The organism is Actinomadura sp. RB99 (assembly GCF_014706005.1).
Lineage (GTDB): Bacteria > Actinomycetota > Actinomycetes > Streptosporangiales > Streptosporangiaceae > Spirillospora.
On record NZ_JABMCA010000026.1, the window covers coordinates 102,454 to 125,507 of the forward strand.

Sequence of the window (23,054 nt, forward strand, 5' to 3'; positions counted from 1 at the left end):
GGCCCCGCCCACACTCCGCCGGGCGCCCGCAGGTGCGGACGATCAGCGGCCGCGGGCGGCCGCGCCTCAGCAGCCGCAGGTGGCGACGGCGGCCGCGAGCTGGTCGAGCTTGCCCGGATCCACCGGCCCCTTCCCGTCGCCCGCCATGAACGCGAACGTCAGCAGCCGGCCGTCGGCGTCGTAGGTGAGGCCGGCCAGGGTGCTGACCCCGGCCAGCGTGCCCGTCTTCGCGCGCACGACGCCCGCGGCGGCCTGGCTGGTGGCGAGCGTGTAGCGCGGCGGTCTCAAGGTGCCCGAGAACCCCGCTATGGGCAGGCCGGTGATGACCGAACGCAGCTGCGGGTGCGCGGGGTTCGCCGCGAGGGCGACGATGCGGGCGAGCGCGAGCGGCGTGATGCGGTTGCGCGGCGACAGGCCGCTGCCGTCGTTGACCGATACGCCCTGCGTGACGCCGAGCCTTGCGAGCGTCTGCCGCACCGCCTGCGCCCCGTCCACGAACGTGGCCGGACGCCCGAGCTTCATGGCCACCTGCCGGGCCACCGCCTCGGCCACGTCGTTGTCGCTCTCGGTCAGCAGATGCTCGATCAGCGCGGAGAGCGGCGGGGACTGGACCGCGCCCAGGCGCTGCGCCCCCTTCTGCGCGACGGTCCTACGCCCCGCCTTGGCCGCCACCCCGTTTCTGGTCAGGAGGCTCGCGAAGATGCTCGCGGCCGCTGCCGGCGGGTCCGACACCCGCGCGCGCTTGGTCGGGTCCGCCGGGGAGACGCGTCCCTCGTCCACGGTCAGGGCGGTGACCGGCGCCAACTCGCCTTCCGGCAGATAGTTCGGCTTCCACCCGGCCGCTGTACGCGGCCCCTGGTACGCCGAGGCGTCGTAGTCCACGCGCACCCGCGTCACACCGGACGCCTTGAGCGCGGTGGCGGTCTGCTTCGCGAGGTCCAGCAGCGATGCGTAAGGCGGGTGGCCCTCGTCCGCGCGCGCGGGAAGGGCCGTCAAGGTAGGATCCCCGCCTCCGACGAGGACGATCCCGCCGCCGGTACCGCGCACGACCTGGGTGTTGATCCGGTGCGAAGGACCGACGGTGGCCAGTGCGGCGACGGTCGTCGCCAGCTTGGTCGTGGAGGCGGGCGTGGCGGGCTGGTCCCCGCGCTGCGCGAACAGCGTACGGCCGGTCTCTGCGTCCACGACCACGGCGTTGATCTTCGCCTTCGGGCCGCCGATGAGCGCCGCCAGCCGGCCCGACAGGGCCTGGGGGTTCGGCGCGCGCCCCCCGGCGGGATCGGCGGCGGGGATCCGGGCCGACGACCGCACCAGATCGCGCGCCGCGACGCCCGGCGGCTGCGGGGACAGGTGCCGGTCGGGTGTGAGTTTCACCACTGCCAGCCCCGCGCCGACGACGAAAACGTTAAGGAGGGACAGCGACAGTACGGCGAGGGCACGACCGCGTGCAGGCACGTGACCGCCCCTCTCCCACTCAGCACTCACCAACGTGCGACATCCTTATATAAGGGAACTCACCCCTGTGGGGGTCGGCCTCGCCCGCACAGACCCCCGAAAGACTATTCACTGCGACCGCGCAGGGAGCGGAGGACATCTTGGATTTCGACGTCACCATTGAGATCCCCAAGGGCCAGCGGAACAAGTACGAGGTGGACCACGAGACCGGCCGCATCCGGCTCGACCGCATGCTGTTCACCTCGACGCAGTACCCGGCCGACTACGGGTTCATCGAGAACACGCTGGGCGAGGACGGCGACCCTCTGGACGCGCTGGTGCTGCTCCAGGAGCCGACGTTCCCCGGGTGCCTCATCCGCTGCCGCGCGGTGGGGATGTTCCGGATGACGGACGAGGCCGGTGGTGACGACAAGGTCCTGTGCGTGCCCGCGACGGACCCGCGCATGGAGCACCTGCGCGACATCCACCACGTCCCCGAGTTCGACCGGCTGGAGATCCAGCACTTCTTCGAGGTCTACAAGGACCTGGAGCCCGGCAAGTCCGTCGAGGGCGCCAGCTGGGCGGGACGCGTCGAGGCCGAGGCCGAGATCGAACGGTCCCGCAAGCGCGAGGCCGAAAAGGGCGGTCACTGAGCAGCGTCCGGGCACTCCCGGTCCCCCACAAGGACCGGATCCGGAAGCCGCGCGACGGCGTAGATCCGCTCCCCGCCGTACGCGCCCCAGGATTCGCGTAGAGCCCTTCCGTACGGGTGACCGTATGGAAGGGCTCTCGCTTCCGCGCAGAGAGCGTTCGCCCCTGCGCGGGCCATGTGCGGTCACCTGCCCGTGCCATGCGGCGCCATGCTCAGCCCGCAGGACGGGTGGCTCCGATCAGATCGCTCCGGTGGATGCTGGAGATGCGCACGCGCGCGCCCGTGTAGGGCGCCTCCACCATCCGGCCACCGCCGATGTAGACGCCCACGTGGTGGATGGTGTCGGGGTTCGAGGTGTCGGTGGCGAAGAACACCAGATCCCCCGGGCGGAGCCTGCGGACGGGGATGTGCGGCCCCGACGTCCACTGAGTGCCCGTCCAGTGGTCGAGCCGGATGCCCGCCTTGCTCCACGCGTACATGGCCAGGCCCGAGCAGTCGAAGCCGAGAGTGCCCGCCCCCCGGTCGACTCCTAGGCTGGGGCCGTCGTACGTCCCTCCGCCCCAGGAGTACGGGGTGCCGAGCCATTCGAGCGCCGCTCGCGCCACGGTCGCACCGCGCCGGACGACGTTCGCCGTTTCCAGGCCGGCCCGCGCCTTGCGATCCGCGCGTGCTTCGAGCGCCCGCTCCCGCTCGCGCGCGAGTCGCTCCGCGCGCGCTTGGGCCGCGCCGAGCCGCTTCTCCAGCGCGCGCTTGCGGTCGGCGATCCGCCGGATGGACGCTTGTTGCGCCGCGACCGCCGCCTGAGCCTGCCCCTTCGCTACTTCCGCGCTCTTGGTCGCGGCCGTCTGCTCTTGGAGCGCGGCCTGCGCCTGCCGCCGGAACACGTCCGCGACGGTCTTGGACGCCTCGACCCGGCGGACCATCGCGGTCCGCTGCTCGGCCAGGACGTCCACCATCCCCGCCCGGTCCATGAAGCCCTGGGGGCCGCCCCTGCCGGAGATCGCGGAGGAGACCCGGTCGTAGCCGGTGTTGTCCTGGTACACGCGCGCGGCGAACGACGCCAGCTGGTCCTGGGCCTCGCCCACCCTGCGGGCCGCCTCGGTCAGCCGCTGCTGCGTGTCACGGTAGGTCTGCTGGGACCGTTCCAGCTTGACCCGCTCCCCGTTGTAGCGTTCCACCGCCGCCTCGGCCGCGGCGTTCAGCCTGTCCAGCTCCCCGTCCGCCTGCGCGAGCTCGGCCTTCGTCCGGCCGATGGCCGCGGCGCGGTCCTTCACCAGCTGCCGGCTCTTCTCGACGTCGTGCGCGCTCGGAACCGGCTTGCCCGCGGCGCGCGGCGCGGTACGGGCCGACACCGGCGGGGTCAGCCAGCTCATGCCGACCGCCATCCCGGCGGAGAACACCATCAAGCGAAGGGTCGCGTTCCTGGCGGAGGACACCGTTCCGCGACGGCGAGGCTCTACTGCGCTCGGTCCCATGAACACGTCCTCCCCCTGGCGTGTTTTACTTAGCGCAAATGATCACCTACGAAGCGTAGTTGAGACGGGCAACAATCGGAACGTCCGTCACGCGGGCGCCGTGCTTCCGTTCGGGGCGGACGGTGCGCCGGACGCCGACGAAGAGGCGGGCGGGTCCGACGGCGGAGGCGGATCCGGTTCCCCGCCCGAAGGCGGGGCTTCCCCGCCCGAGGGTGGCGGATCGGACGACGGCGGCGGGTCCGACTCCGGCGGCGCCGACGAGGGCGGCGGGCTCGGGTCGGACGACGTCGGCGGATCACCCGGCCGGTCCGTCTCGGGCGGAGTGGACGGGGCGCCCGTACCGGGGCCCGTCGGAGGCGGGGTGGGATTCGAGCCACCGCCGGGCGTACTTGGAGTATCGGCACGCCAGGTGACGCACACCTCGGTTCCGCCCGGCTGGAACGAAATGCCGCCCTCTCCCCGCGCGCGCGAGCGGCGGGACACGTGCACGGAGACGGAGACGGTCTGGCCGGCCTCCAGTCGCCCGGAGGACCTGCTCAGTCGGAGCGCACCCCAGGTCTTGGCGCTCCACGCCACGGGTCCACCTGTCGCCTGCAGCTCCACTGAGCCGTCCGAGCCTCCGGCAAGGTCCAGGTACAGCGGGGACACCACGAGGACGCTCGGCGGTTTCGTCGGCGAAGGGAGGGGGCCTCCCTGCGGCGGCGCGGGGGGCGACGGGTACAGGGCGGTGGGCGGTGCGGAAGAACCTAACGAGCCCAATGGATAGGTGGCCGAAACCGGCGCGGCGTCGACGACACCATCGCGGCCTGCGCCCGGACGGCCGTCAGCCATCGGACTGTGGGAAAGACCTGGAACCGCACTGGGCCGGGGCCCAGTCAGAGCGCCCGCCCGCCCGGCGTCCTCCGCCTGGCCGAACAACCCGCGCACGGCGGCGATCCCACCGCTGAACAGGACCGCCACCATCACGAGCACGGCGAAGGCACGGGCGGCCTGCGCGGCCAGCCCGTCCGGCGGTAACGCACTGCGCTCCCCCTTCGGCCGCCTTCGCAGGAAGAGCCGCTTTCTGGGACGAGGCACCCGGACCTGGCCGGCGGCCTGCCCCGACTGCACAGGAAACCCGGCCGAAGTGAACTCGGTGACGCGGGTGGCCACGAACAACCGGTAGCCGACGAGTTCGGAATCCATGAAGCAGCTCATCACCCGGAGCCGCAGATCCTCGGGCGGGTCCGCGTCCGGGAGCAGCCCGTACACCTTGGCCGCCGATACGCTGCGCGGCCGGAACGGGCCGCAGGCTGAGCATTCCTGGGCGTGCGCCAAGAGCCGCTCGCTCAGTTCCGCGGTGAGGTCACCGTGCCGCTGCCGCAACAGCCGAGCACGTTCCGCGCAACCGTACGGCCCCTGCTTCACCAGGATCTCCGCCGTCAACGCCGCTTCGAGTTCGGCGTGCGCGCGCTCCAGGACCGCCTCGGCCTCCTTGCCCGGGACATCGAGAATGGCCGCCAGATCCGGAATGGACATCTGGTGCCGGACCCGTAGCTCAAGGACTTCCCTGGAAACGGCCCGAAGCGACGCCACGGCCTCCCAGGCGGTGATCCGCTGATCGACGTCGTCCTGGTCGTGGCTGGCGACCGGCAGGTCGGGCGGATGCTCCCGCACCGGCGACCGCCGGGCGCACTCCAGCCGCGCGATGGCGTACAGCCACGGCCCGAACCGGTCCGGATCGCGCAGCTTGCCGATGTGCGCCTCGGCCACGACGAACGCGTCCCGCAGCGCGACCTGCGCGGCGTCCCGCTCCCGCAACTGGAACCAGCAGTAGGCGTAGAGCCGATCGGCGTAGGCCGCGTACATGGCGGCCGGGGCGCCGACGTCGCGCCCGCGCAGCGCCTCGACCAGGAGATGGTCGTTCATACCAGAAAAGGTAAAGCCTCCCGTAGGGCTTTACTGGCAATTTCAAGAGATCGAACTCGGTGACACCGCTCAATTCTTCCGCATTTTTAGATGCTTTTCCCGAGTGTTGCATTTGGCCGTTTTAGCGGGGATTCGTCCGGTCTCCCACCTTCCGCCCGACCGGCGGCCGGGGGCGCGCCCGCTACCGGGCCCGCGTATTTGACACTGTCATCATGACAGTGTCATCATCGAGCCATGGACGTCACCTGGACCATCGGAGAGCTGGCCGAGCGCGCCGCCGCGGTGCTCGCCGCCGGCGAATCCGCGCAGGTCAACGGCCGGGTGCGCGACCTACCCAACGAGCGGCTGATCCGCTGGTACACCACCATCGGGCTGGTCGACCCGCCCGCCGGCCGGCGCGGTCGCACCGCGCTCTACGGCCCGCGGCACCTTCTCCAGCTGGTCGCGGTCAAGCGGCGCCAGGCGGCGGGCCGCTCGATCGCCGAGATCCAACTCGAACTCGCCGCGGCGACCGACGCCACTCTCGAACGCATCGCCGCCCTCCCGCCCGGCGCCATGGATTCCGCAGCGGAAATGCCGCACCCGGCCGCCGGAGCGACCGCGGTCGGTTCGGCACCCGACACGGAAGCGGATGACGCAGAAGCAGCAGCTACAGAAGCATCTGACGTAGAAGCAGCCGACACGGAGACGGCCGGTTCTGTGCGGCAGCCGACCCGGCCGCGCCCCGAAGCCGCCCCGACCAACGACACCGCGACCCCGCGCGCAGCGTCCGCGGAAACCGCACCGCCCGCCGACGGCGCACAGCAGGCCGACAGCGGTCGGCAAACGGACGACGCACGGCAATCGGCCAGCGCACAGCAATCGCATGACGCGCAGCAGGCCGACGGGGAAGCGCGGGCCAGAGGGCGCTTCTGGAGCGCTCGCCCCGACATGTCGTTCGGCCGAGCCACTGTGGCGGCGGACTATGCCCGTCCGGTCCTACCCGTCGTGCAAGGCGTCCGCCTCGCCCCCGACCTCACCCTCCTGCTGGAGGCCGGCTCGCTCAGCGCCGACGACCTCCGCGCCATCGAGACCGCAGCGCGGCCGCTGCTCGACGAGCTGGCCGCGCGGGGGCTCATCGCCTCCCCCGCAGACTCCGCTCGCCCGCCCGCCGATCCTCCCCGGAGGCCGCAATGACCGTTCGCATACTCCCCCTGCCCGAGACCGACGCGCCCGCGGAACCCGGCGGCGGGCTCGGCGCCCTGGCCACCGACCGGGGCAACCTTCCGCTCGACTCCCTCGACGTGCACGCCGCGATCACCGGTCTCGCCGCCGGCGTCGAGGTCGTCCAGGGGTTCCACAACCCGTTCGACGTGCCCTTGGAGGCGACCTACATCTTCCCGCTGCCCGACCGCGCCGCCGTGACCGCGCTGCGCATGGAGGCGGACGACCGGGTCATCGAGGGGACGTTGAAGGAACGGGGCCAGGCCCGCCAGGACTACAGCGCCGCCATAGCGGCGGGGCAGCGCGCGGCCATCGCCGAGGAGGACCGCCCGGACGTGTTCACCATGCAGGTGGGCAACATCCTCCCGGGTGAGCGGGTGACGATCCGGCTGGGGCTCACCCAGCCGCTGCCGCACGAATCGTCCTCCACGGCGACGTTCCGCTTCCCGCTCGTCGTCGCCCCCCGGTACATCCCGGGAGCGCCTCTGGACGACGAGGCCGCGGGCGGCGGAGTGGCCGAGGACACCGAAGCGGTGCCGGACGCGTCCCGGATCAGCCCGCCGGTCCTGCTGCCGGGGTTCCCCAACCCGGTCCGGCTCGCGATCAGCGCCGACATCGACCCGTCCGGACTGCCGCTCACCGAGATCCACTCGGCTCTGCACGTGGTGACCGAGGAGAGCGGCGGCGACCGCACCACGGTCCGGCTCCATCCCGGCGAGCGCCTCGACCGCGACTTCATCCTGCGCCTGGGCTTCGCGCCGCAAGAGAGCGCGGCGCTGTCGCTGGTGCCGGACGAGAGCGGCGACGAGGGCACCTTCAGCCTGACGGTCCTTCCCTCGGGCGACGCCCGGCCGAGCCCCCGCGATGTGGTGCTCGTCCTCGACCGTTCGGGCAGCATGAGCGGCTGGAAGATGGTCGCCGCCCGGCGGGCCGCCGCGCGGATCGTCGACACGCTCCGCGACCAGGACCGGTTCGCCGTCCTGTCCTTCGACAGCGTCGTCGAGCGCCCCCGCGGCCTCGGCTCGGGGCTGGCCGCCGGCACGGACCGCAACCGGTTCCGCGCCGTCGAGCACCTGGCCGCGCTGGACGCCCGCGGCGGCACCGAGATGCTCGCCCCGCTCGACGAAGCCTGCGGCCTCTTCGCCGGCTCCAAGCGCGACCGGGTGCTGGTCCTCATCACCGATGGGCAGGTCGGCAACGAGGACCAGATCCTCGCGCGCCTGGCGCGGCGGCTGCGGGGCGTGCGCGTCCACACCGTCGGTATCGACCGCGCCGTGAACGCGGGCTTCCTGAACCGGCTGGCCTCGATCGGCCAGGGCCGCTGCGAGCTGGTCGAGTCCGAGGACCGTCTCGACGAGGCCATGGACGAGATCCACCACCGCATCGGCGCGCCCGTCGCCACCGGCCTCTCCCTGCGGGCCGAGGGCCTGGAGATCGTCCCCGACTCGGTGGCGCCCGCCCGGCTGGGCGCCCTCTTCCCGGGAGTGCCGCTCGTGATCGCGGGGCGGTTCCGCGGCGCGACCGCCGGATCGATCACCGTTGAGGGCACCGCGTCCGACGGCACCGCCTGGCGGCAGCAGGCGCCCGGCACCATCGCCCGGAACCCCGCCGCCACGGCGATCTGGGCACGCGCCCACCTCCGCGACCTCGAGGACCGCTACACCGTCGGCGGGCCCCCCGACCTCGAACAGCGCATCGTCGAGGCCTCGCTGCGGTTCGGGGTGCTGTGCCGCTTCACGGCCTTCGTCGCCGTCGACAGCCGGGTCGTGACCGACTCCGCCGCGCCGCACCAGGTCGTCCAGCCCGTCGAGATGCCGGACGGCTGGGCCGCCTCCGCACCCGCCCCCGCGGTGTACGGATCGGCGAGCCCGCTGATGGCCCCGCCGTTCGAGCAGCTCGAGGGCGCGGCTCCGCCGCGGCCCAGCTTCGCGCCACCGGCCCCCGGCGGACCTCCGCGTCCGAGCGCCGCCCCTTCGCCGGCCGGTCCGGCCGCGCCCGGCAGCGCACCCCGGAGCAGGCGCCCCGCCGGCGGCGGTGCCCCGGCTCCCGGTGGTCCGCCCGCGCCGCCGGCCGCCCCGGTGCCCCCGGACGCCTTCGACGATCACGACGACCTCGACCTGCCCGACTTCCTCCGGGACACCTCGCCCCCCGTGCCGCCGGCGGGCGACACCGGCACGCCTTCCGGCTACGGCTCACCCCAGCAGCCTTCGACGCCCGACCTCGATGCCTACAAGCGGGAACTGGCACGCCTGCTGGAGTCGCTGCGTGAGGCCTCGTCCGACACCGCCGACCGCATCGGCCGTCTGCAGCACGAGGCGCTTCCGGCGCTGACGTCGGTCGTCGAACGCATGGGTGCGCATTTCGCGCCGGACGCCGAGCCCCTCCGCACGCTGGAGACGCTCCGCCAAGCCCTGCTCCGCATCGTCCCGACGAGCCCGAAGCGCGAGGTCGACGACCTCTGGACCCGCGTGCTCCAGACCCTCGGCGAGTTCACCGGCGAGCCCGTCCGCCCGCCGACCCGCCGCCCCTTCTGGAAGCGAGGCCGGTGATCCCACCTGCGGACGGCGAAGGGGCGGCCTCCCGGTCGGGAGGCCGCCCCTGGGGCCCGGCGTGCAACCGGGGACGGAGAGGTCAGGCGCGCTTGGCGCGCGTGACGCGGAGCAGCGGGATCAGGTTCAGCGCCAGGCCGACCACCGCGACGCCGCTGACCAGGTTGACGCCCGGGTGGAACTCGGCGAAGCCGCCGCCTCCCCCGGCCGTGCCGCCCACGACCAGCGCGGTCACCACGGCGAGGACCAGAGCCGCGCCGACCTGGCCGGACGTCTGCACCAGGCCGGAGGCCAGGCCCTGCTCGGAGTCGTCGATGCCGTCGGTCGCCTGCGCCATGATCGAGCTGAAGCCGAACGCGAAGCCGCCGCCCAGCAGGAGCATCGTCGGCAGGATCGTGAACGCGTAGTGCGGGGTGTTCCCGGCGGTGGCCAGGAACCACACGTACCCGAGGCTCAGCGACGTCATGGAGCTGATGATCAGCCGCGGCGTCCCGTAGCGGTCGATCAGCCGGCCGACGAACGGGGAGCCGAACGCCACGATGAGCCCGGCGGGCAGCAGCGCCATGGCCATCTTGAGCGGCGACCAGTGCAGGACGTCCTGCAGGTACAGGGTCATCATGAACTGGAAGCTCAGGTACGAGCCGAAGAGCGCGACGATGCTGAGGTTGGCGCGGACGATGGTGCCGATCCGCAGGATGCCGAGCCGGATCAGCGGGTGCCGCACCTTGTTCTCGGTGACGACGAAGCCGATCAGCAGGGCGGCGGCGAGCGCCACGGAGCCGAGCGTGACCGGGTCGAGCCAGCCGCGGTCCGGCGCCGAGACGACGGTGTAGACGGCGAGGAGCATGCCGCCGGTCAGCGTGACGGCGCCGACGAGGTCGTGGCCGCCGTCCGCCGCGGCCTTGTCCCGCGGGATCAGGGCGATGCCCGCGGCCAGCGCGACCAGGGCGAGGGGAACGGGGGTCAGGAACGTCCAGCGCCAGCCGAAGCTGGTGAGCAGCCCGCCGAGGATCAGCCCGGAGGAGTAGCCGCTCGCGCCGAAGACCGAGAACACCGACAGCGCCCGGTTGCGCGCGGGTCCCTCGTGGAAGGTGGTGGTCAGGATGGACAGGGCGGTCGGCGCGGTGAACGCGGCGGCCAGGCCCTTGACGAAGCGGGTGACGATGAGCAGCGTCCCGTCGCTCACCAGGCCGCCCACCAGCGAGGCGGCGGCGAACACGGCGAGCGCGATGAGGAAGACCCGGCGGCGGCCGAGAAGGTCGGCCGTGCGTCCGCCGAGCAGCAGCAGGCTGCCGTAGCCGAGCACGTAGCCGTTGACGATCCACTGCAGGGACGTGGTGGACAGGCCGAGCTCGGTCCCGATCGAGGGGAGCGCGACGCCGACCATCGAGACGTCGAGTCCGTCGAGGAACAGCACGGCGCACAGCACCGCGAGGACGCCCCACAGCCGGGGAGTCCAGGCCTGCTCGGCCGGCGCGCTCGCGGCGGCCGGGCCGCGGACGGCGGAGGCGGGTGAGGTGTCGGTGAGAGTCACGTCGGAGGACGATACATGCACATGCATTCAATGTCCAAGCATAAATTTCGTACGAACTTAATGCGGGTGCATCTGATGCGCGCGCATGCTAAGATGCGCGGCATGGAGTCGGAGACGGCCCTGGTGGGCCGGTGGCGCTCGCTGGCGACGTGCTACAACACGGTCGCCTGCGACCTCGATCGCTCGCTGCAGGAGGCGCACGGCCTGAGCATGAGCGAGTTCGAGACGCTCGACAGGCTCGTCGAGGCCGACTGTGAGAAGCGCCGCATGCAGGAGATCGCCGCGGCGATGTATCTCAGCCAGAGCGCGCTGTCACGGACGGTCGCCCGGCTGGAGAAGCACGGCCTGGTCGAGCGCGTGATGTGCGAGTCGGACCGCCGCGGCGTGTTCGTCGCCGTGACCGAGGCCGGCCGCGCGCGGCACGCCGAGGCGCACAAGACCCACATCGATGTCCTCGCCAGGCACCTGCCCGTCCCCGTGTCCTGACGCGCCCGGCGAGCGAAGGCCGGAAGCCCCAGGCCGCCTCAGCCGGACGGCCTGACCAGACCCAGCTCGTAGGCGATGATGACGAGCTGGACGCGGTCGCGCGCACCGAGCTTGGCGAGCAGCCGCGCCACGTGCGCCTTGGCCGTCGCCACGCTGATGACCAGTTCCGCCGCGATCTCCTGGTTGGACAGGCCGCGCCCGACCAGGGTGAGGACCTCGCGCTCGCGCTCGGTGACGCCGTCGGCGGGGCGCGGCGGCCTCGGCGCCGGTTCCGGCCGCGCCGCGAACTCCTCGATCAGCTTCTTGGTGACGCTCGGCGCGATCAGGGCCTCCCCGTTCGCGACGACGCGGATGGCCGCCAGGATCTCCTCCAGCGCCATGTCCTTGACGAGGAACCCGCTGGCGCCCGCCCTGAGCGAGCCGTAGACGTACTCGTCGTCGTCGAACGTGGTCAGCATCAGGACGTGCGCCGTCCTGATGCGCCGGGTCGCCTCGATGCCGTCCATGTCGGGCATCCGGATGTCCATCACCACGACGTCGGGGCGGGTCTCGTCCACCAGCGCGACCGCTTCGGCGCCCGTCCCGGCCTCGCCGACGATCTCCATGTCGGGGGTGTCGGCCATGAGGACGCGCAGGCCGGTGCGGATCAGCGGCTGGTCGTCCGCCAGCACGATGCGGATCGTCATGCCACCGCCGCCGGCAGGGGGAGCTTCGCCGCCACCCGGAACCCGCCGCCGGGACGCGGACCGGCGGTGAAATCGCCGCGCAGCAGCACGACCCGCTCCCGCATCCCGACGATGCCGTAGCCGGTACCGACCACGCCGCCGCTGCCGTCGTCGTCGATCTCGACGGCCACCTCCTCGTCCCGGTAGTCGATCGTCACCCGGCAGCGGTCGGTGCCCGCATGGCGGACGACGTTCGTGACCGCCTCCTGGACGATCCGGTAGGCGGAGAGGTCGACGTCCGGCGGGAGCGGCCGCGGCTCTCCCACCCTCCTGACCTCGACCTCGACGCCCGCGTCCATCGTCGCCGCGGCCAGGCGGTCGAGATCGGCCAGGCCGGGGGCGGGACCGAGCGGTGCGGCGCCCGGGTCGTCCCTGCGAAGGGCGGTGAGCATCCTACGGAGACCGGACAGGGTGTCGCGGCTGGTCGCCTCGATCGCGTCGAGCGCGTTACGCGCCTCCACCGGCTGCGTGCCGATCACCCGTCCGCCCACGCCGGCCTGGATCGCGATGATGCCGATGCTATGCGCGACCATGTCGTGCAACTCCCGGGCGATTCGGAGCCGCTCGGCCGCGACGGCCTGCGCCGTGGCCTGCTCGCGGAGCATCTCCGTGTGCGCGCGCCGCGCACGGATGGAGTTCCCCGTCATCCACGTCACGGCCATCGCCAAGACGACGGTGACGTGGAGCACCGCGTCCGCGGACAGCCACGCGAGGACGGACAGGACCTGCAGCACACAGGTGACGGCGGCGACGGGGACCGAGATCCTTCGCTCGCGTGCCGCCGCGATGTAACCGACCGCGAGATCGGTGAGCAGTATCTCCAGCCCGGCGATCGTCCCGCTCCGCGTCTGCATGAGGGCGACGATCCAGGCGAAGAGCAGGATCCCGTGGGCCGCCAGCGGACGGCGCCTCAGCAAGGCCATGACCAGCGCCGTGAGACCGGCCGACAGAAGCACGGCCACCTCGCCGGGGAACCTCGGCGGGGAGAACGTCAGGAACAGGACGCCGGGATAGAGGGCGGCCCCGCACCAGGCCAGGACCGTCCCGGCGACTCGGCGCGCTCGACGCCGCGGCAGGGCTGACATGCGCCGATCGTAACCTTCGGCCACCCACCCGCACATTGGCCCGCAGGCGTAATCCTCCAGGCTGTGAGCAGCGGCGATAAAAGTGTCCGACGGGCCGATGCCGGGCCGCCGCACCGTCGGCACCGTTGTTTCCATGAAACGCTGGGCGTCGTTCTTACTGGCCTTCGAGATCCTAGGAATCGCACTCTTCTCCGCGATGTACGACTCGCTCGATTTCCGCATCTATTGGCTGGGCGGGCACGTCGTCACGGACGGCTCCCGCCTCTACCATGAGCGAATCGCCGGCCTCTGGTTCACCAATACCCCTTTCATGGCGGCGTTGTTCGCACCTCTCGCCGCATTGCCGCTCACCCTTGCCCGGATGCTGTGGCAATCGGCCGCGTTCGCGGCCTTCATCTGGGCCTGCTCCCTGACCGCGAAACTGGCCGACCGCCGTCCGCCGCTCGTCGCGGTCGTGGCCGCCGGCCTGCTTCTGGAACCCGTCCGGCACTCCTTCTTCCTCGGCCAGGTCAACCTCTTCCTCTTGGCCCTCGTCCTCGCGGACATGCACCGAGCGGCCCTCGGCCGTCCAGCCGGGATCGGCATAGGCATCGCCACCGCGGTCAAACTGACACCGGCCATCTTCATCGTCCTGCTACTGCTCACGAGAAGGACCAAGGACGCCATCACGGCCCTTGCTGCTTTCGCCGTCTGCACCTTGCTCGCCTACGCGATCGCACCCGACGCGTCCCACACCTATTGGCTGCACACCTTCTATGACACGTCGCGCGTCGGCGTCACGTACATCAGCAACCAGTCGCCCTATGGCGCGTTGGCCCGCGCTCTCCATGGCACAGCCGAGATAGGCAGCTGGTACACCGCCATTCCATTGACCATCGGCGTTTGCGGTCTCGCGATCGCCGCACTCTGGGCAAGGCGCGGCGACTGGCTGAGCGTCACCGCGATCACGGGCATGACCGGCCTGCTCGTCTCCCCGATTTCCTGGGCGCACCACTGGGTGTGGATCGTCCCGGCCCTGGCCGTCCTTCTCCGCGACGGGTGCCGGAAGACGGCCTTGGCCGGCTGCGCCATCTTCGTCCTGTCCCCCTTGTGGTGGACACCCCACAACGGAGACCCACGCGAATACGGCCTGCATCTCCTGACACCGGTAGCCAACTGCTACCTCATCGCCGGCCTGTACTTCCTCGCCCACATGGCCATCCGCCTACGCCACGAACACGACACTCGTGGTGCCACTTCGGTCTCGGTGAGGCGCCCTTCATCGGCCGTGGACGGAAGCCCCGCGAAACTCATGCTCTAGCGCTCTGGCAGCGTCGCATGCGGAGGTGTCGGCCTGATGTCGATCATGGTGTTGGTGATCGCCCATCTTTCGTGGTCGCGCCAGGCGCCATCGATGTACAGCAGCTCGGGAGAGCAGCCCTCATAGCGGAAGCCGACTTTCCGAACCAACTTGAGGGAGGCATGGTTGTCGGGCTGGATCTGGGCTTCGAGCCGGTGAAGCTGCAATTGCTCGAAGGCGTAGCGCACCACCAGCGTGAGCCCTTCGGTCATGTAGCCCTGGCCGGCAGTAGGAGCAAAGGCCGCGTAGGCGATGGACGCGGACTGGAACCGTCCCCGAATGATGCTGTTGATGTTGACCACACCGGCGATGGCTCCACTGCCGCGCGCGCAGATCAACACCGACTCTTCATCGGGCTGCGCGTACCGCGCTAGGTAACCCTGGTACTGCTCTGGCGTGGACGGCAGAGACACCCATGGGCGATGCAGATCGGCACTGGCGTTCACCAAGCCCAGGAATTCGTCCTGATCACCGCTGGCGAGGTGGCGCAGAGTCACCCGGCTGAAGCTGTTCGACTGCTCGGCTTGGAAGACCTCGATCCCCGCATCGTCCACAGACGGGACGATACCGGGCGAACGGGAAGGCAGGACGGCTGCAAGGCCGTACGACGCCCCGCAAGCCGCGTGGCAGCCGCCGTCAACCGCGAAGCGCCCTTGAAGGCGACCGGACCCGAGCCGGTACCGCGACCACGACCGGACCTGCTCCCCAGACCGCCAGATCAGCGAGGGGGCGCGGCGGGCGCGTTCGTGCGGGTCGTGCACGAAGCGGTGCAGTGCCGCTGACGGCAAAAGGCCCCTTGCGGTGATCGCAAGGGGCCATTGAGGTGGAGCCGCCTGTCGGAATCGAACCGACGACCTATTCATTACGAGTCTCACGAACAAGATCCACACTCGTCCAGCCTCGTCCACTGACCTGCCCGGCCCGCCTCTTGGACGCCCTTGGGTTCCATCCTCGTCCAAGCCCATCCAGACCCGCCGTTAGCACCCGCGTTAGCAAACCTGAGCACTCCGCGCCGACCGGTCCGGGGTGCTCGTTCGCGCGAACGGCGACCAAGGTGTGACAGACCGTTTCGCGCGAACGAGTGCCTCGGCTCGCGGGGGGCTGGGGGCTGCGAAGCCCCCGCTTCACCCTCGCCTAACGTGAGATCACGAGCGTTGAGCGGCGTGCAGCATATAGATCGCGATCATGCTGGTTAGGTCACTGAGGATCACGTGAATTTGTTCGGCTGCAATGCCAACCAGCCAAAACGTGGTGATGGCGGTCGATGCGATGCCAAGCAACAGGACTGGCCCATCTGGTCGAGGTAGTGTTCTCACCATGGCTCCTCGGAGTCAAAGGATGGCCATCCTCGGAACTTGTCTAGAGCGACCGGGGGTGGCCATTTCTCTGGATGAGATTAGCGCCGCGTTCACTACCTCAGACTCAAGCAAGTGCTTAACCGGTCTCGCTAGTGTGACCAGTTGGGCGCTTGCTTGGTATCGGAAAGCCGTTACAAAGTTGCTGCTAGATCGGTTGCACGGGTAAGCAGGCCGTATAGTGAAGTGATTTGCATCACTTCTGCATGGCACGCCTGTTGCTGGCGGACGGGCGGTCCGGCGCGGCGGGACCGGACGGGACAGGCCGCATGCCCGGCGCGCCGGACCGGGCGGCCGCCGGCGACCGCGTAGCGGGCGCCCTTGAAGACGTAAAGAAAGTTCTCATCCGGCACGTGGAACGTGCTGAGCTGGGGGTTAGCTGACTCGTTCGCTGGCTTCGTAGCGGCGGCGCCAGGCTGCGCAGCGTTCTACGTAGGCGGGCAGGTGCTGGGCTTCGAAGTCGTCGGCTGACCAGTCGTCGGGGCCGACGTCGGCACCGGGGTTGCATGCGTAGGTCCAGCCGTGGCGGCCGTCGACCAGGTCGACGCGGACGAGTTCGTAAACGGGATCTTCGAATGCGTCCAGGAGGCGCCACTCGTCGAGGGTGAGACCGGTCAGCAGGTAGCCGCGGGCGGTGGTGTCGCCGGGGACAAGTCCCGGGTAGACGCGTCCGGGGAGGGTGGCGACCCGCCATCCTTCGGCGGCTACGGGCTCATGATCGGGGACACGGTCGATCAGGGCGAACAAGACCTCAGGGAACTGGAGGCTTCCGTAGACGAACAGGGCCTCCGGGTCCACCGACAGTCGGTCCCTCGGGCCAGAGGCTTGCGAGGTCGGTTGGGGTGAGCGGGGCTCGGTATGCGGCATGGAGTACCTCCCGGGACACCTTAGCGTCGACCTCGGAGAGTGCCGCGAACCAGTCGAACCCGGCTGGATACGCCCACATGTACGAGCGGTGTTCTGGGCTGGTCCCCCGGTCGGCGAGGTAGCCGGCGATGGTCTTGTCCGTCAGCCAGGGGACGGCGGCACGGAGGTAGTCGGCGCACTCGACGGCGGGTTGGCCGTCGTTGATGGCGCGGTGGACCTGAGCGAGGACGAGTTGCGTGTAGTGGCTGAGGCGGACGCGCGTGATCAAGACCTTGTCCTCGGGCAAGAGGAACAGGGGCCATGCTTGCGCGAGTCCTTCGAGCATGACTTGGTGGGGTGCGTGGATGCTGAGGAGGCGCACCCAGGGCACGTCTTCGGCGGCGGCCTGGGCGGTGAGGCTGGCGCTCTGGAGCCCGTGGCCGAGTACCTCGTGTAGCGCGAACTGCCGGGCACCGGTCTGGGTGAACTCGATGTTGGGGAGGTTGAGGCGGAGCCGCACGTTGTGGCCGGCACCGTCCAGCCAGTACGCCCAGTAGGCGTCAACGTCGGCGGTCTCGACGGTGAGCGTGTAGGGGGCGGTGCTGCCGGTCGCCTCGCGGACGAGTGGCTCGAGTTCCTCGGCGGCCTGGCGGATGGCGTCGGGGGCTTCGCTGACGTCAAGGAGTCCCTCGGCTTGGCGAAGTTCGGTGTTGGCGTGGGGTCCCCAGGTGATGCCAAGGTCGGCGAGGGCGGCGCGGGCTTGGTCGGCGCGTTCAGCTACGTATTCCTCCGGCCATCCGGCGGCGTCGCAGCCCTGGGTGGCGCGAACGTAGTCGCTGAGGGGCGGGTGCTCGCCGAGGAGGGCGCCAAGGTAGGCCAGATCGGCGTCAAGCCGTGTGGCCAGTTGGCCGGTGGCGCTGGCGCGCAGTTCTGCGAGCTGGCGGTAGACGGTAAGGCGGTCGGGTGCCGGTTCTGGGTCGGGGCCGCCGGGATTGCAGTCGAAATCGATGATCGGCGATCCTCCGCGGTCGGTTTCGTAGGCGTTCCAGGAGCGGAGAACGTGTTCGGCTTCGTCACGCAGACTCATGTGGTACGTCCCATCGCAGAGTGAGGGCCTGGTTCGGACGCAGGTAGTTTCGAGCCAAGGTCATCACGACGTCGCCGTCCACCTCATCCCACATGAGGCCATCTTCAGCGGAGTTCTCCGAGCCGTCCGGGTGTTCCTCGGTCGCCCAGCAGCGCAATAGCTGTCCGGCGCCCTGATGGCGGATACGAAGCGTGTAATGGCGCAGGTAGCGCGGGATGGACTGGCGCCAGTAGTGATCTTCGAGGAACTGGCCGCCTCGGACTGTGAACCCGACCGTTGCGGACTCCCCCGGCTGGATCGGCGGAGAGATCTGGAGGGCGAACTTCGACAGGTTCGCGGTGTCATGGATGCGCTGGATCATGACGCGGCGGTCTGAGTCGGCGTTCGGCCTGATGTCCAAGCGCTTTTCGGTGTACTCGAACCACACTTCGCGCGCGAGTCTGGTCACGGGCCGATCGCTGAGGTTGAGCAACTGGTGCCGGTAGACCACGGTCGACCAGCCGTCCGCGTCGATGTCGATATCGGCCATCATGGACAGCTCCACGATGTTGCCGGACAGGGCGGCAAGCTGGGTGGTCTCTTCCTCGCTGAGGCGCAGCACCTGGCGCAACTCCAGTAGCTGGCGGCCGAGTTGCCGGGCCTGGTCACTGACCCCCTCGACGGAGTCGAGCGCGTTCGGCGACATGACGGGACTCGACGGTTCGTGCGTTCCCCACTCCACCTCTCCGGCTGGCGCTCGTAGCCGCTGGTCAATGGTGGTGAGAAGGTCTTTCGTCTGGGGTGTGTCCGTGCTCGCGTCGGGTCGCTGTTCGTCCGTGGCCTGCTCGCTCGTCACGCGCTCGAACAGTTGCTCCGCCGTCCAGCCGGGAAACATCTTCTCCAGGACCCGGCAATGGTCGGCGTAGGGAAGTCCCTTCAGCTCGCCGGACGTCCACCGGTGGAGCTGGGCCCGGCTCGGGCCGCTGCCGACAAGGGCGGGGTCGACCTTGCGCGCCGCCTTGTCGTATTCCGTCGCAAACGTCCGGTGAGTCTGCCAGTGACGTTCGAGGAGCAAGACCTTCAACCGCACTGGGGGATTCGTCATCTTCGGCCTCCCGACTCGGCGAAAGTAGCACGAGACGCGACACAGACGAGACAAGAAGAGAGCAAGCTGCACGGGATGCGTCACGCACGGTGTCGTGATGCGACATGTCTCCCCGCGAACCTCGTAGGTGTGATCGACGGCGGGACCGGTGACACGGCGAGGACGGGCGCGGACCGTGGTCCCGTGTCACCGGGACCGCTCCCAACGAGGGGCGAGGCGATGGAAACGACAATGTCGCTAGAGCTGGAGCTGCTCGCCGAACTGCGAGGGGCGCTTAGCGAGCACGAGATCCGGTCGGAGGTGAGGGAGGACGTCGCCGGCCTGGCCGTCAGCACCGACGCGCCCGGCGTCTACCTGTGGGTCTTCGTCAGCTTCACCGGCCGGTTCTTCTCCTGGGCGAAGGGCAACCACCAGCACCCGGTCAACGACATGCCCGGCGCTGCGCGACGTATTGCCACGCACGTCCAGGGCCTGCACCTGCTGGGCGGTGGCGAGTGATGGGCAAGCCCGAGATCGACCTGTCGGGCCTGGTCGCAAGCATGGAGTACGAGCTTGAGACCGAGTTCCCGCGCTGGCTGATCTCCCGCGAAACCTCGGGACGGTGGGTCGCCGTCCGGCCGAACTGGGGCTCGTTGTATGCCGACAACGCGCCGGAACTGCGGGAGCGGCTGCGCAAGTACGACGCGGACGCGGCATCGTGATGCTCGACCGGCAGTCCCGTAGCAAGGTCGTGCGGCTGGATGCGTCGCGCACACGTAGCAGGAACGTTCAAAGGAGGGCGGTCGGGCTGACCGAAGAAGAGCGTCAGATCCTGTTCGCGATGCTCGCCGAGATCGCGGCCGAGTTGGACGAACTCCAGGACCGGACGGCGGAACTCTCGATGCGGGTCACCGATCCCGAGTCCGTTCGTCGATCTCGTCCAGCCTAGAACTCAGACGCCGGATGTGGCCCCGGATCTCCTGGAGCTGCGCGAAGATGACCTCGAACTCTTCGCTCCGCTCCGCCGGGGCCTCTCCGGCGTCTTGCGTGTCCGGGGTCGCTATGACGGTCGCGCCCCTGGCCCCTTGGCGGGTCGTGACGAGTCCCTCGTCCCGCAGAACCGCGATCGCGTTGCTGATCGTCATTCCCGAGACGCGGTACATGTCGGCGAGCCTGGCGCCCGGCGGCAAGCTCTCACCCACGGGGTACTTCCCCGTCGCGATGTCGTGGCGCAGCTCGTCAGCGATGCGCACGTACGGCTTGCGTCGGTCGACCGGGCCTTTTGCCATGTCAGGCAGTGTACGCCTGCGACTAGGTCTCTAGGTACCTGAGGAAATTTTCGGTCACTCGCTTGACTTCTAAACATAACTAGGTACCTTGGTATCTGTACAAGTCAACGAGAACCCCGGAGGTTCAACCGTGCGCAACATCCCTGTGGACGTCTCCTCGCTGTCGTTCGTGTGCGTCTCGCCTGCGCGCCCGAAGCTGGTCAGCCAGGAGACGGGGGAGGTCAAGCTCGACAAGAACGGCGAGGCGGTCTATCAGGTGGGGTTGTCGGCCGCGAACGAAGCGGGTCGCGTGGACCTGGTGACGGTGGCCGTCGCCGGTGACCCCGGCCTGACGCTCGGACAGGTCGTCACACCGGTCGGCCTGGTCGGCTTCTACTGGGAGCAGACGCTCAACGGTGAGAAGCGGTCGGGCGTCTCGTTCCGCGCAGAGCGGATCGTCCCGGCGGGCGGCGAGGCTGCGGCGGCTGCCTGAGATGAACGACACAACCGCCTACCTGGTGCTCGGAGTCCTGGCCGCTGCGGCGGCCGGGCTCTGGGCCTGGCGCCGGTGGCACCCGGTGTCGTTCTGGTACGGCGTGGGCTTCCCGCTGCGGGCGGCGCTGGTGTACCTGACGTGGCATCACGTCGCGTCGGGTTGCAAGCTGACCCGCAACCGGCGCCGGTTCCGCCTCACCCTGGACGCCGTCCCCGTCGTCGGTCCCGCCTCGCGCCACGCGGCGACGGTGGTGGAGCAGAAGCGGCGGGTGCGGCGGGTCGACGTCGAGCGCTCGCCCCGGCTCGGCCTGCTGCGCCCGACCCGGCTGGGCTGGCGGATGCGGCTCCGGCTGCATGACGGGCAGGTGCCGGCGGACTATGAGAAGGCGGCGGAGGGCATCGCGCATGCCTGGCGCGTCCACTCGGTTCGGGTGGTCGATGTCCGGCCGGGCTACGTCACGCTGTGGGCGACCATGCGTGACCCGCTGGTGGAGGTCGTGACCGAGCCGGAGACCGGCGAGCTTCTCAAGGTCCGTCCCGGGAAGCTGGAGAACGGCCGGGACTGGGTGATCGACCTGCGGACGGTGCCGCACTGGCTCAACGCCGGGGCGACACAGTCCGGCAAATCGAACTGGGCGAACGCCCTCATCAAGGGCCTCGCGCCGCAACCGGTCGCGCTGGTGGGGTTCGATCTCAAGGGCGGGGTGGAATTCACCCCCTACGCCCCGCGGCTGTCGGCGCTGGCCACGACTCGCAAGGAGTCGGTTGACCTGCTGTCTGATCTGGTGGGCGAGGTGGAGAACCGGATGGCGCTGTGCCGTGAGCAGGGGGCGCGCAACGTCTGGACGCTGCCGGAAGCCCTGCGGCCGACTCCGATCGTGGTCCTGGTGGACGAGGTCGCCGAACTGTTCCTGATGGCCGACAAGTCCGAGAAAGAGGAGGTGTCCCGGACGGCTACCGCGCTGCTGCGGGTGGCCCAACTCGGTCGGGCGTTCGCGGTCTACCTGATCGTGTGCGGCCAGCGCATCGGCTCCGACCTTGGCCCCGGCGTTACCGCGCTGCGCGCCCAGTTGTCCGGGCGGGTGTGTCACCGCGTCAACGACCCGGAGACGGCGAACATGACGCTGGGGGACTTGGACCCGGCGGCGCTGGACGCGGCCCGCGCGATCCCCGCCGAGACGCCGGGGGTGTGCGTCGTCGCCGGCCAAGACGGTGCCTGGCACCGCGCCCGGTCGGTCTATGTCCCCGAGCATGAAGCCGAACAGGCCGCGCGCCAGTACGCGCACCTGACCCCGGACTGGCAAGCCCTCGTCGGCCCCGTCCCGGACGTCCGCCCCGCCGCATAGACGGCTCGGCTCCCCTCTCCCTCTCTCTCCTCTGCGGCTCGGCGTGAGCCCTGATCACGCCACGTCCCTACCCGACCCATGCCTGAACCCGTCCCTGGAGGCTGCCTGATGCCCGCTCGCATCCGTATCCTTCGTCCCCGCCATCGCCCCCGATTCGTCGCCGTCCCGTCCCCGTCCTCCTCGCCGTCCCGGCCATCCTCGGGTCCGTCCCGGCCGTCGGCGGTGTCGTCCTGGGACGTGTTCCCGGTCGGCGTCGAGTGGGACGAGTTCCGCTCCCTGCACGTCGCCCGGTGCCAGCGCTGCGCCGAGTCCTACGCCTCCGCCTCGTCGGTGGAAGTGGATGAGTGGGCCGACAACCACACCTGCGACCCGGAGTTGGCCGCGCTGCTGGCGCTCGTCACCACCCGGCGGGCGGCGTGATGCGTCGGCTCGTCGGGGCGGTGACCGACTCCGGGCCGGTCGTGGTGCTGGCCGGGATCGCGGCGGCGGGGTCGTTCACCCACATCCGCGACACCGCCACCGACCACGGCCAACGCGGATGGATGGCCTGGGCCATCGCCGTCTGCATCGATCTCACCTGCGTCATGGCGGCCGGGGAACGCCAGCGCGACAAGCGCACCGGCCGCCAGACGGGGCGGCTGTCGTGGCCGACGCTGGTCCTGGTCGGCGGCATCCTGCTCTCGCTGGCCGCGAACCTGGCGCAAGCGGACCGGTCAGTGTGGGGCTGGATCACCGCCGGCACCCCCGCCGGGGCCTTCCTGGTCGCCGTCTCCATGCTGGAACGCCGCAAGGTCAACACACCCCCGGCGGCCCGTCCCTCGTCCGTGTCCGTCCCGGACGCGCTGACCGTCCCGGACTCCTCCGGCCGTCCGTCCCCTTCGTCCTCCTCGTCCTCGGTCCCGTCCTCCCCCTGGGTGGTGTGGGAGCAGGACCGTCCCGAACCCCCCGCGTCTGTCCCGGCCGTCCGGCCCACCCAGAACGAGGGCCAGGCGGACGAGGACGGCAAGCCTTCCGCAGGTGAGGCGGGTGGTCAGACCGAAATCCCGGTGTCCGTCCCGGCGGCCGAGCAACCCGCGTCGCCGTCCGCGTCGCCGTCCGCGTCGCCGTCCGCGTCGCCGTCCGCGTCGCCGTCCGCGTCGCCGTCCGCGTCGCCGTCCGCGTCGCCGTCCGCGTCGCCGTCCGCGTCGCCGTCCGCGTCGCCGTC

Annotated in this window: 22 protein-coding genes; 11 read left to right on the forward strand and 11 right to left on the reverse strand. The window is 70.4% G+C overall.

What is annotated here, in order from left to right; all coding sequences use genetic code 11:
- Nucleotides 1-66: 66 nt before the first annotated feature.
- Nucleotides 67-1,374 (reverse strand): D-alanyl-D-alanine carboxypeptidase/D-alanyl-D-alanine-endopeptidase, encoded by a 1,308-nt coding sequence (dacB, locus tag amrb99_RS23390; protein ID WP_347256811.1) that lies wholly within the window; start codon nt 1,372-1,374, stop codon nt 67-69.
- A 221-nt stretch (nt 1,375-1,595) separates the two neighbouring features.
- Between dacB and amrb99_RS23395 the strand changes: the two genes are divergently transcribed.
- Entirely contained in the window at nt 1,596-2,087 is a 492-nt protein-coding gene (locus amrb99_RS23395; protein WP_190859550.1) for an inorganic diphosphatase, read from the forward strand.
- 211 nt (nt 2,088-2,298) lie between these two features.
- On the opposite strand, the gene amrb99_RS23400 is transcribed toward amrb99_RS23395, so the two are convergent.
- Both amrb99_RS23400 and amrb99_RS23405 read right to left on the reverse strand, forming a co-directional pair.
- A complete protein-coding gene (locus amrb99_RS23400; RefSeq protein WP_241755836.1) occupies nt 2,299-3,489 on the reverse strand; it encodes an NlpC/P60 family protein in 1,191 nt (396 codons plus the stop codon).
- A gap of 159 nt (nt 3,490-3,648) precedes the next feature.
- Nucleotides 3,649-5,409 (reverse strand): sigma-70 family RNA polymerase sigma factor, encoded by a 1,761-nt coding sequence (locus amrb99_RS23405; protein ID WP_190859554.1) that lies wholly within the window; start codon nt 5,407-5,409, stop codon nt 3,649-3,651.
- 294 nt (nt 5,410-5,703) lie between these two features.
- On the opposite strand from amrb99_RS23405, the gene amrb99_RS51355 reads away from it, so the two are divergent.
- Together amrb99_RS51355 and amrb99_RS23415 are read left to right on the forward strand one after the other, a co-directional pair.
- Nucleotides 5,704-6,645 carry a MerR family transcriptional regulator gene (locus tag amrb99_RS51355; RefSeq protein ID WP_241755837.1) on the forward strand — a complete coding sequence of 314 codons (942 nt, stop codon included), beginning with the start codon at nt 5,704-5,706 and terminating at the stop codon, nt 6,643-6,645.
- Nucleotides 6,642-9,221 (forward strand): VIT domain-containing protein, encoded by a 2,580-nt coding sequence (locus amrb99_RS23415; protein WP_190859557.1) that lies wholly within the window; start codon nt 6,642-6,644, stop codon nt 9,219-9,221. Before amrb99_RS51355 ends, amrb99_RS23415 begins: the two co-directional genes overlap by 4 nt.
- An 82-nt stretch (nt 9,222-9,303) precedes the next feature.
- On the opposite strand, the gene amrb99_RS23420 is transcribed toward amrb99_RS23415, so the two are convergent.
- Nucleotides 9,304-10,755: an MFS transporter gene (locus amrb99_RS23420; protein WP_347256812.1), complete on the reverse strand. Its 1,452-nt coding sequence runs from the start codon at nt 10,753-10,755 to the stop codon at nt 9,304-9,306.
- Between the two features lie 102 nt (nt 10,756-10,857).
- Between amrb99_RS23420 and amrb99_RS23425 the strand changes: the two genes are divergently transcribed.
- Nucleotides 10,858-11,241 carry a MarR family transcriptional regulator gene (locus amrb99_RS23425; RefSeq protein ID WP_190859560.1) on the forward strand — a complete coding sequence of 128 codons (384 nt, stop codon included), beginning with the start codon at nt 10,858-10,860 and terminating at the stop codon, nt 11,239-11,241.
- 38 nt (nt 11,242-11,279) lie between these two features.
- Here amrb99_RS23425 and amrb99_RS23430 read toward each other — a convergent pair whose 3' ends face one another.
- Nucleotides 11,280-11,927, reverse strand: a complete 648-nt coding sequence (locus amrb99_RS23430; RefSeq protein WP_190859562.1) for a response regulator transcription factor — start codon at nt 11,925-11,927, stop codon at nt 11,280-11,282.
- On the reverse strand, nt 11,924-13,051 hold the full coding sequence (locus amrb99_RS23435; protein WP_190859564.1) for a sensor histidine kinase: 1,128 nt from the start codon (nt 13,049-13,051) through the stop codon (nt 11,924-11,926). Before amrb99_RS23435 ends, amrb99_RS23430 begins: the two co-directional genes overlap by 4 nt.
- Before the next feature lie 82 nt (nt 13,052-13,133).
- Here amrb99_RS23435 and amrb99_RS23440 point away from each other — a divergent pair, with 82 nt between their 5' ends.
- A complete protein-coding gene (locus tag amrb99_RS23440) occupies nt 13,134-14,351 on the forward strand; it encodes a glycosyltransferase 87 family protein (protein WP_190859566.1) in 1,218 nt (405 codons plus the stop codon).
- Here amrb99_RS23440 and amrb99_RS51360 read toward each other — a convergent pair.
- From amrb99_RS51360 to amrb99_RS23460, 4 genes are all read right to left on the reverse strand, one after another.
- Entirely contained in the window at nt 14,348-14,944 is a 597-nt protein-coding gene (locus amrb99_RS51360) for a GNAT family N-acetyltransferase (RefSeq protein WP_347256813.1), read from the reverse strand. The genes amrb99_RS23440 and amrb99_RS51360 overlap by 4 nt on opposite strands.
- A gap of 1,176 nt (nt 14,945-16,120) precedes the next feature.
- On the reverse strand, nt 16,121-16,543 hold the full coding sequence (locus tag amrb99_RS23450; protein ID WP_347256814.1) for a gamma-glutamylcyclotransferase family protein: 423 nt from the start codon (nt 16,541-16,543) through the stop codon (nt 16,121-16,123).
- Nucleotides 16,497-17,678, reverse strand: a complete 1,182-nt coding sequence (locus amrb99_RS23455; protein WP_190859570.1) for a hypothetical protein — start codon at nt 17,676-17,678, stop codon at nt 16,497-16,499. The genes amrb99_RS23450 and amrb99_RS23455 overlap by 47 nt, the downstream gene beginning before the upstream one ends.
- The gene (locus tag amrb99_RS23460; RefSeq protein ID WP_190859572.1) at nt 17,665-18,762 is read right to left on the reverse strand and encodes a hypothetical protein; all 1,098 of its coding nucleotides are present in this window, start codon (nt 18,760-18,762) and stop codon (nt 17,665-17,667) included. Before amrb99_RS23460 ends, amrb99_RS23455 begins: the two co-directional genes overlap by 14 nt.
- A 231-nt stretch (nt 18,763-18,993) precedes the next feature.
- On the opposite strand from amrb99_RS23460, the gene amrb99_RS23465 reads away from it, so the two are divergent.
- Both amrb99_RS23465 and amrb99_RS23470 read left to right on the forward strand, forming a co-directional pair.
- A complete protein-coding gene (locus tag amrb99_RS23465; RefSeq protein WP_190859574.1) occupies nt 18,994-19,260 on the forward strand; it encodes a hypothetical protein in 267 nt (88 codons plus the stop codon).
- Nucleotides 19,260-19,463 carry a hypothetical protein gene (locus amrb99_RS23470; protein ID WP_190859575.1) on the forward strand — a complete coding sequence of 68 codons (204 nt, stop codon included), beginning with the start codon at nt 19,260-19,262 and terminating at the stop codon, nt 19,461-19,463. The genes amrb99_RS23465 and amrb99_RS23470 overlap by 1 nt, the downstream gene beginning before the upstream one ends.
- 186 nt (nt 19,464-19,649) lie before the next feature.
- Here amrb99_RS23470 and amrb99_RS23475 read toward each other — a convergent pair whose 3' ends face one another.
- Nucleotides 19,650-20,030: a GntR family transcriptional regulator gene (locus amrb99_RS23475; RefSeq protein WP_190859577.1), complete on the reverse strand. Its 381-nt coding sequence runs from the start codon at nt 20,028-20,030 to the stop codon at nt 19,650-19,652.
- Between the two features lie 130 nt (nt 20,031-20,160).
- Between amrb99_RS23475 and amrb99_RS23480 the strand changes: the two genes are divergently transcribed.
- The 4 genes from amrb99_RS23480 to amrb99_RS51365 form a co-directional block, all read left to right on the forward strand.
- Nucleotides 20,161-20,502, forward strand: a complete 342-nt coding sequence (locus tag amrb99_RS23480) for a hypothetical protein (protein ID WP_190859579.1) — start codon at nt 20,161-20,163, stop codon at nt 20,500-20,502.
- Nucleotide 20,503: 1 nt separating this feature from the next.
- Complete coding sequence (locus tag amrb99_RS23485) at nt 20,504-21,850, forward strand: FtsK/SpoIIIE domain-containing protein (protein ID WP_190859581.1); 1,347 nt, start codon at nt 20,504-20,506, stop codon at nt 21,848-21,850.
- 222 nt (nt 21,851-22,072) lie between these two features.
- On the forward strand, nt 22,073-22,270 hold the full coding sequence (locus amrb99_RS23490) for a hypothetical protein (protein WP_206700077.1): 198 nt from the start codon (nt 22,073-22,075) through the stop codon (nt 22,268-22,270).
- Nucleotides 22,271-22,290: 20 nt separating this feature from the next.
- A partial coding sequence (locus amrb99_RS51365; RefSeq protein ID WP_347256815.1) for a DUF2637 domain-containing protein occupies nt 22,291-23,054 on the forward strand: 764 nt, incomplete at its 3' end.

Coding starts and splice junctions, on each gene's coding strand:
- amrb99_RS23415 (WP_190859557.1), top strand. CDS start 6,642: ATGACCGTTCGCATACTCCCCCTGCCCGAGACCGACGCGCCCGCGGAA.
- amrb99_RS23435 (WP_190859564.1), bottom strand. CDS start 13,051: ATGTCAGCCCTGCCGCGGCGTCGAGCGCGCCGAGTCGCCGGGACGGTC.
- amrb99_RS23460 (WP_190859572.1), bottom strand. CDS start 18,762: ATGACGAATCCCCCAGTGCGGTTGAAGGTCTTGCTCCTCGAACGTCAC.
- amrb99_RS23465 (WP_190859574.1), top strand. CDS start 18,994: ATGTCGCTAGAGCTGGAGCTGCTCGCCGAACTGCGAGGGGCGCTTAGC.
- amrb99_RS23475 (WP_190859577.1), bottom strand. CDS start 20,030: ATGGCAAAAGGCCCGGTCGACCGACGCAAGCCGTACGTGCGCATCGCT.
- amrb99_RS23425 (WP_190859560.1), top strand. CDS start 10,858: ATGGAGTCGGAGACGGCCCTGGTGGGCCGGTGGCGCTCGCTGGCGACG.
- amrb99_RS23455 (WP_190859570.1), bottom strand. CDS start 17,678: ATGAGTCTGCGTGACGAAGCCGAACACGTTCTCCGCTCCTGGAACGCC.
- amrb99_RS23430 (WP_190859562.1), bottom strand. CDS start 11,927: ATGACGATCCGCATCGTGCTGGCGGACGACCAGCCGCTGATCCGCACC.
- amrb99_RS23400 (WP_241755836.1), bottom strand. CDS start 3,489: ATGGTGTTCTCCGCCGGGATGGCGGTCGGCATGAGCTGGCTGACCCCG.
- amrb99_RS23485 (WP_190859581.1), top strand. CDS start 20,504: ATGAACGACACAACCGCCTACCTGGTGCTCGGAGTCCTGGCCGCTGCG.
- amrb99_RS23470 (WP_190859575.1), top strand. CDS start 19,260: ATGGGCAAGCCCGAGATCGACCTGTCGGGCCTGGTCGCAAGCATGGAG.
- amrb99_RS51355 (WP_241755837.1), top strand. CDS start 5,704: ATGGACGTCACCTGGACCATCGGAGAGCTGGCCGAGCGCGCCGCCGCG.
- amrb99_RS23405 (WP_190859554.1), bottom strand. CDS start 5,409: ATGTACGCGGCCTACGCCGATCGGCTCTACGCCTACTGCTGGTTCCAG.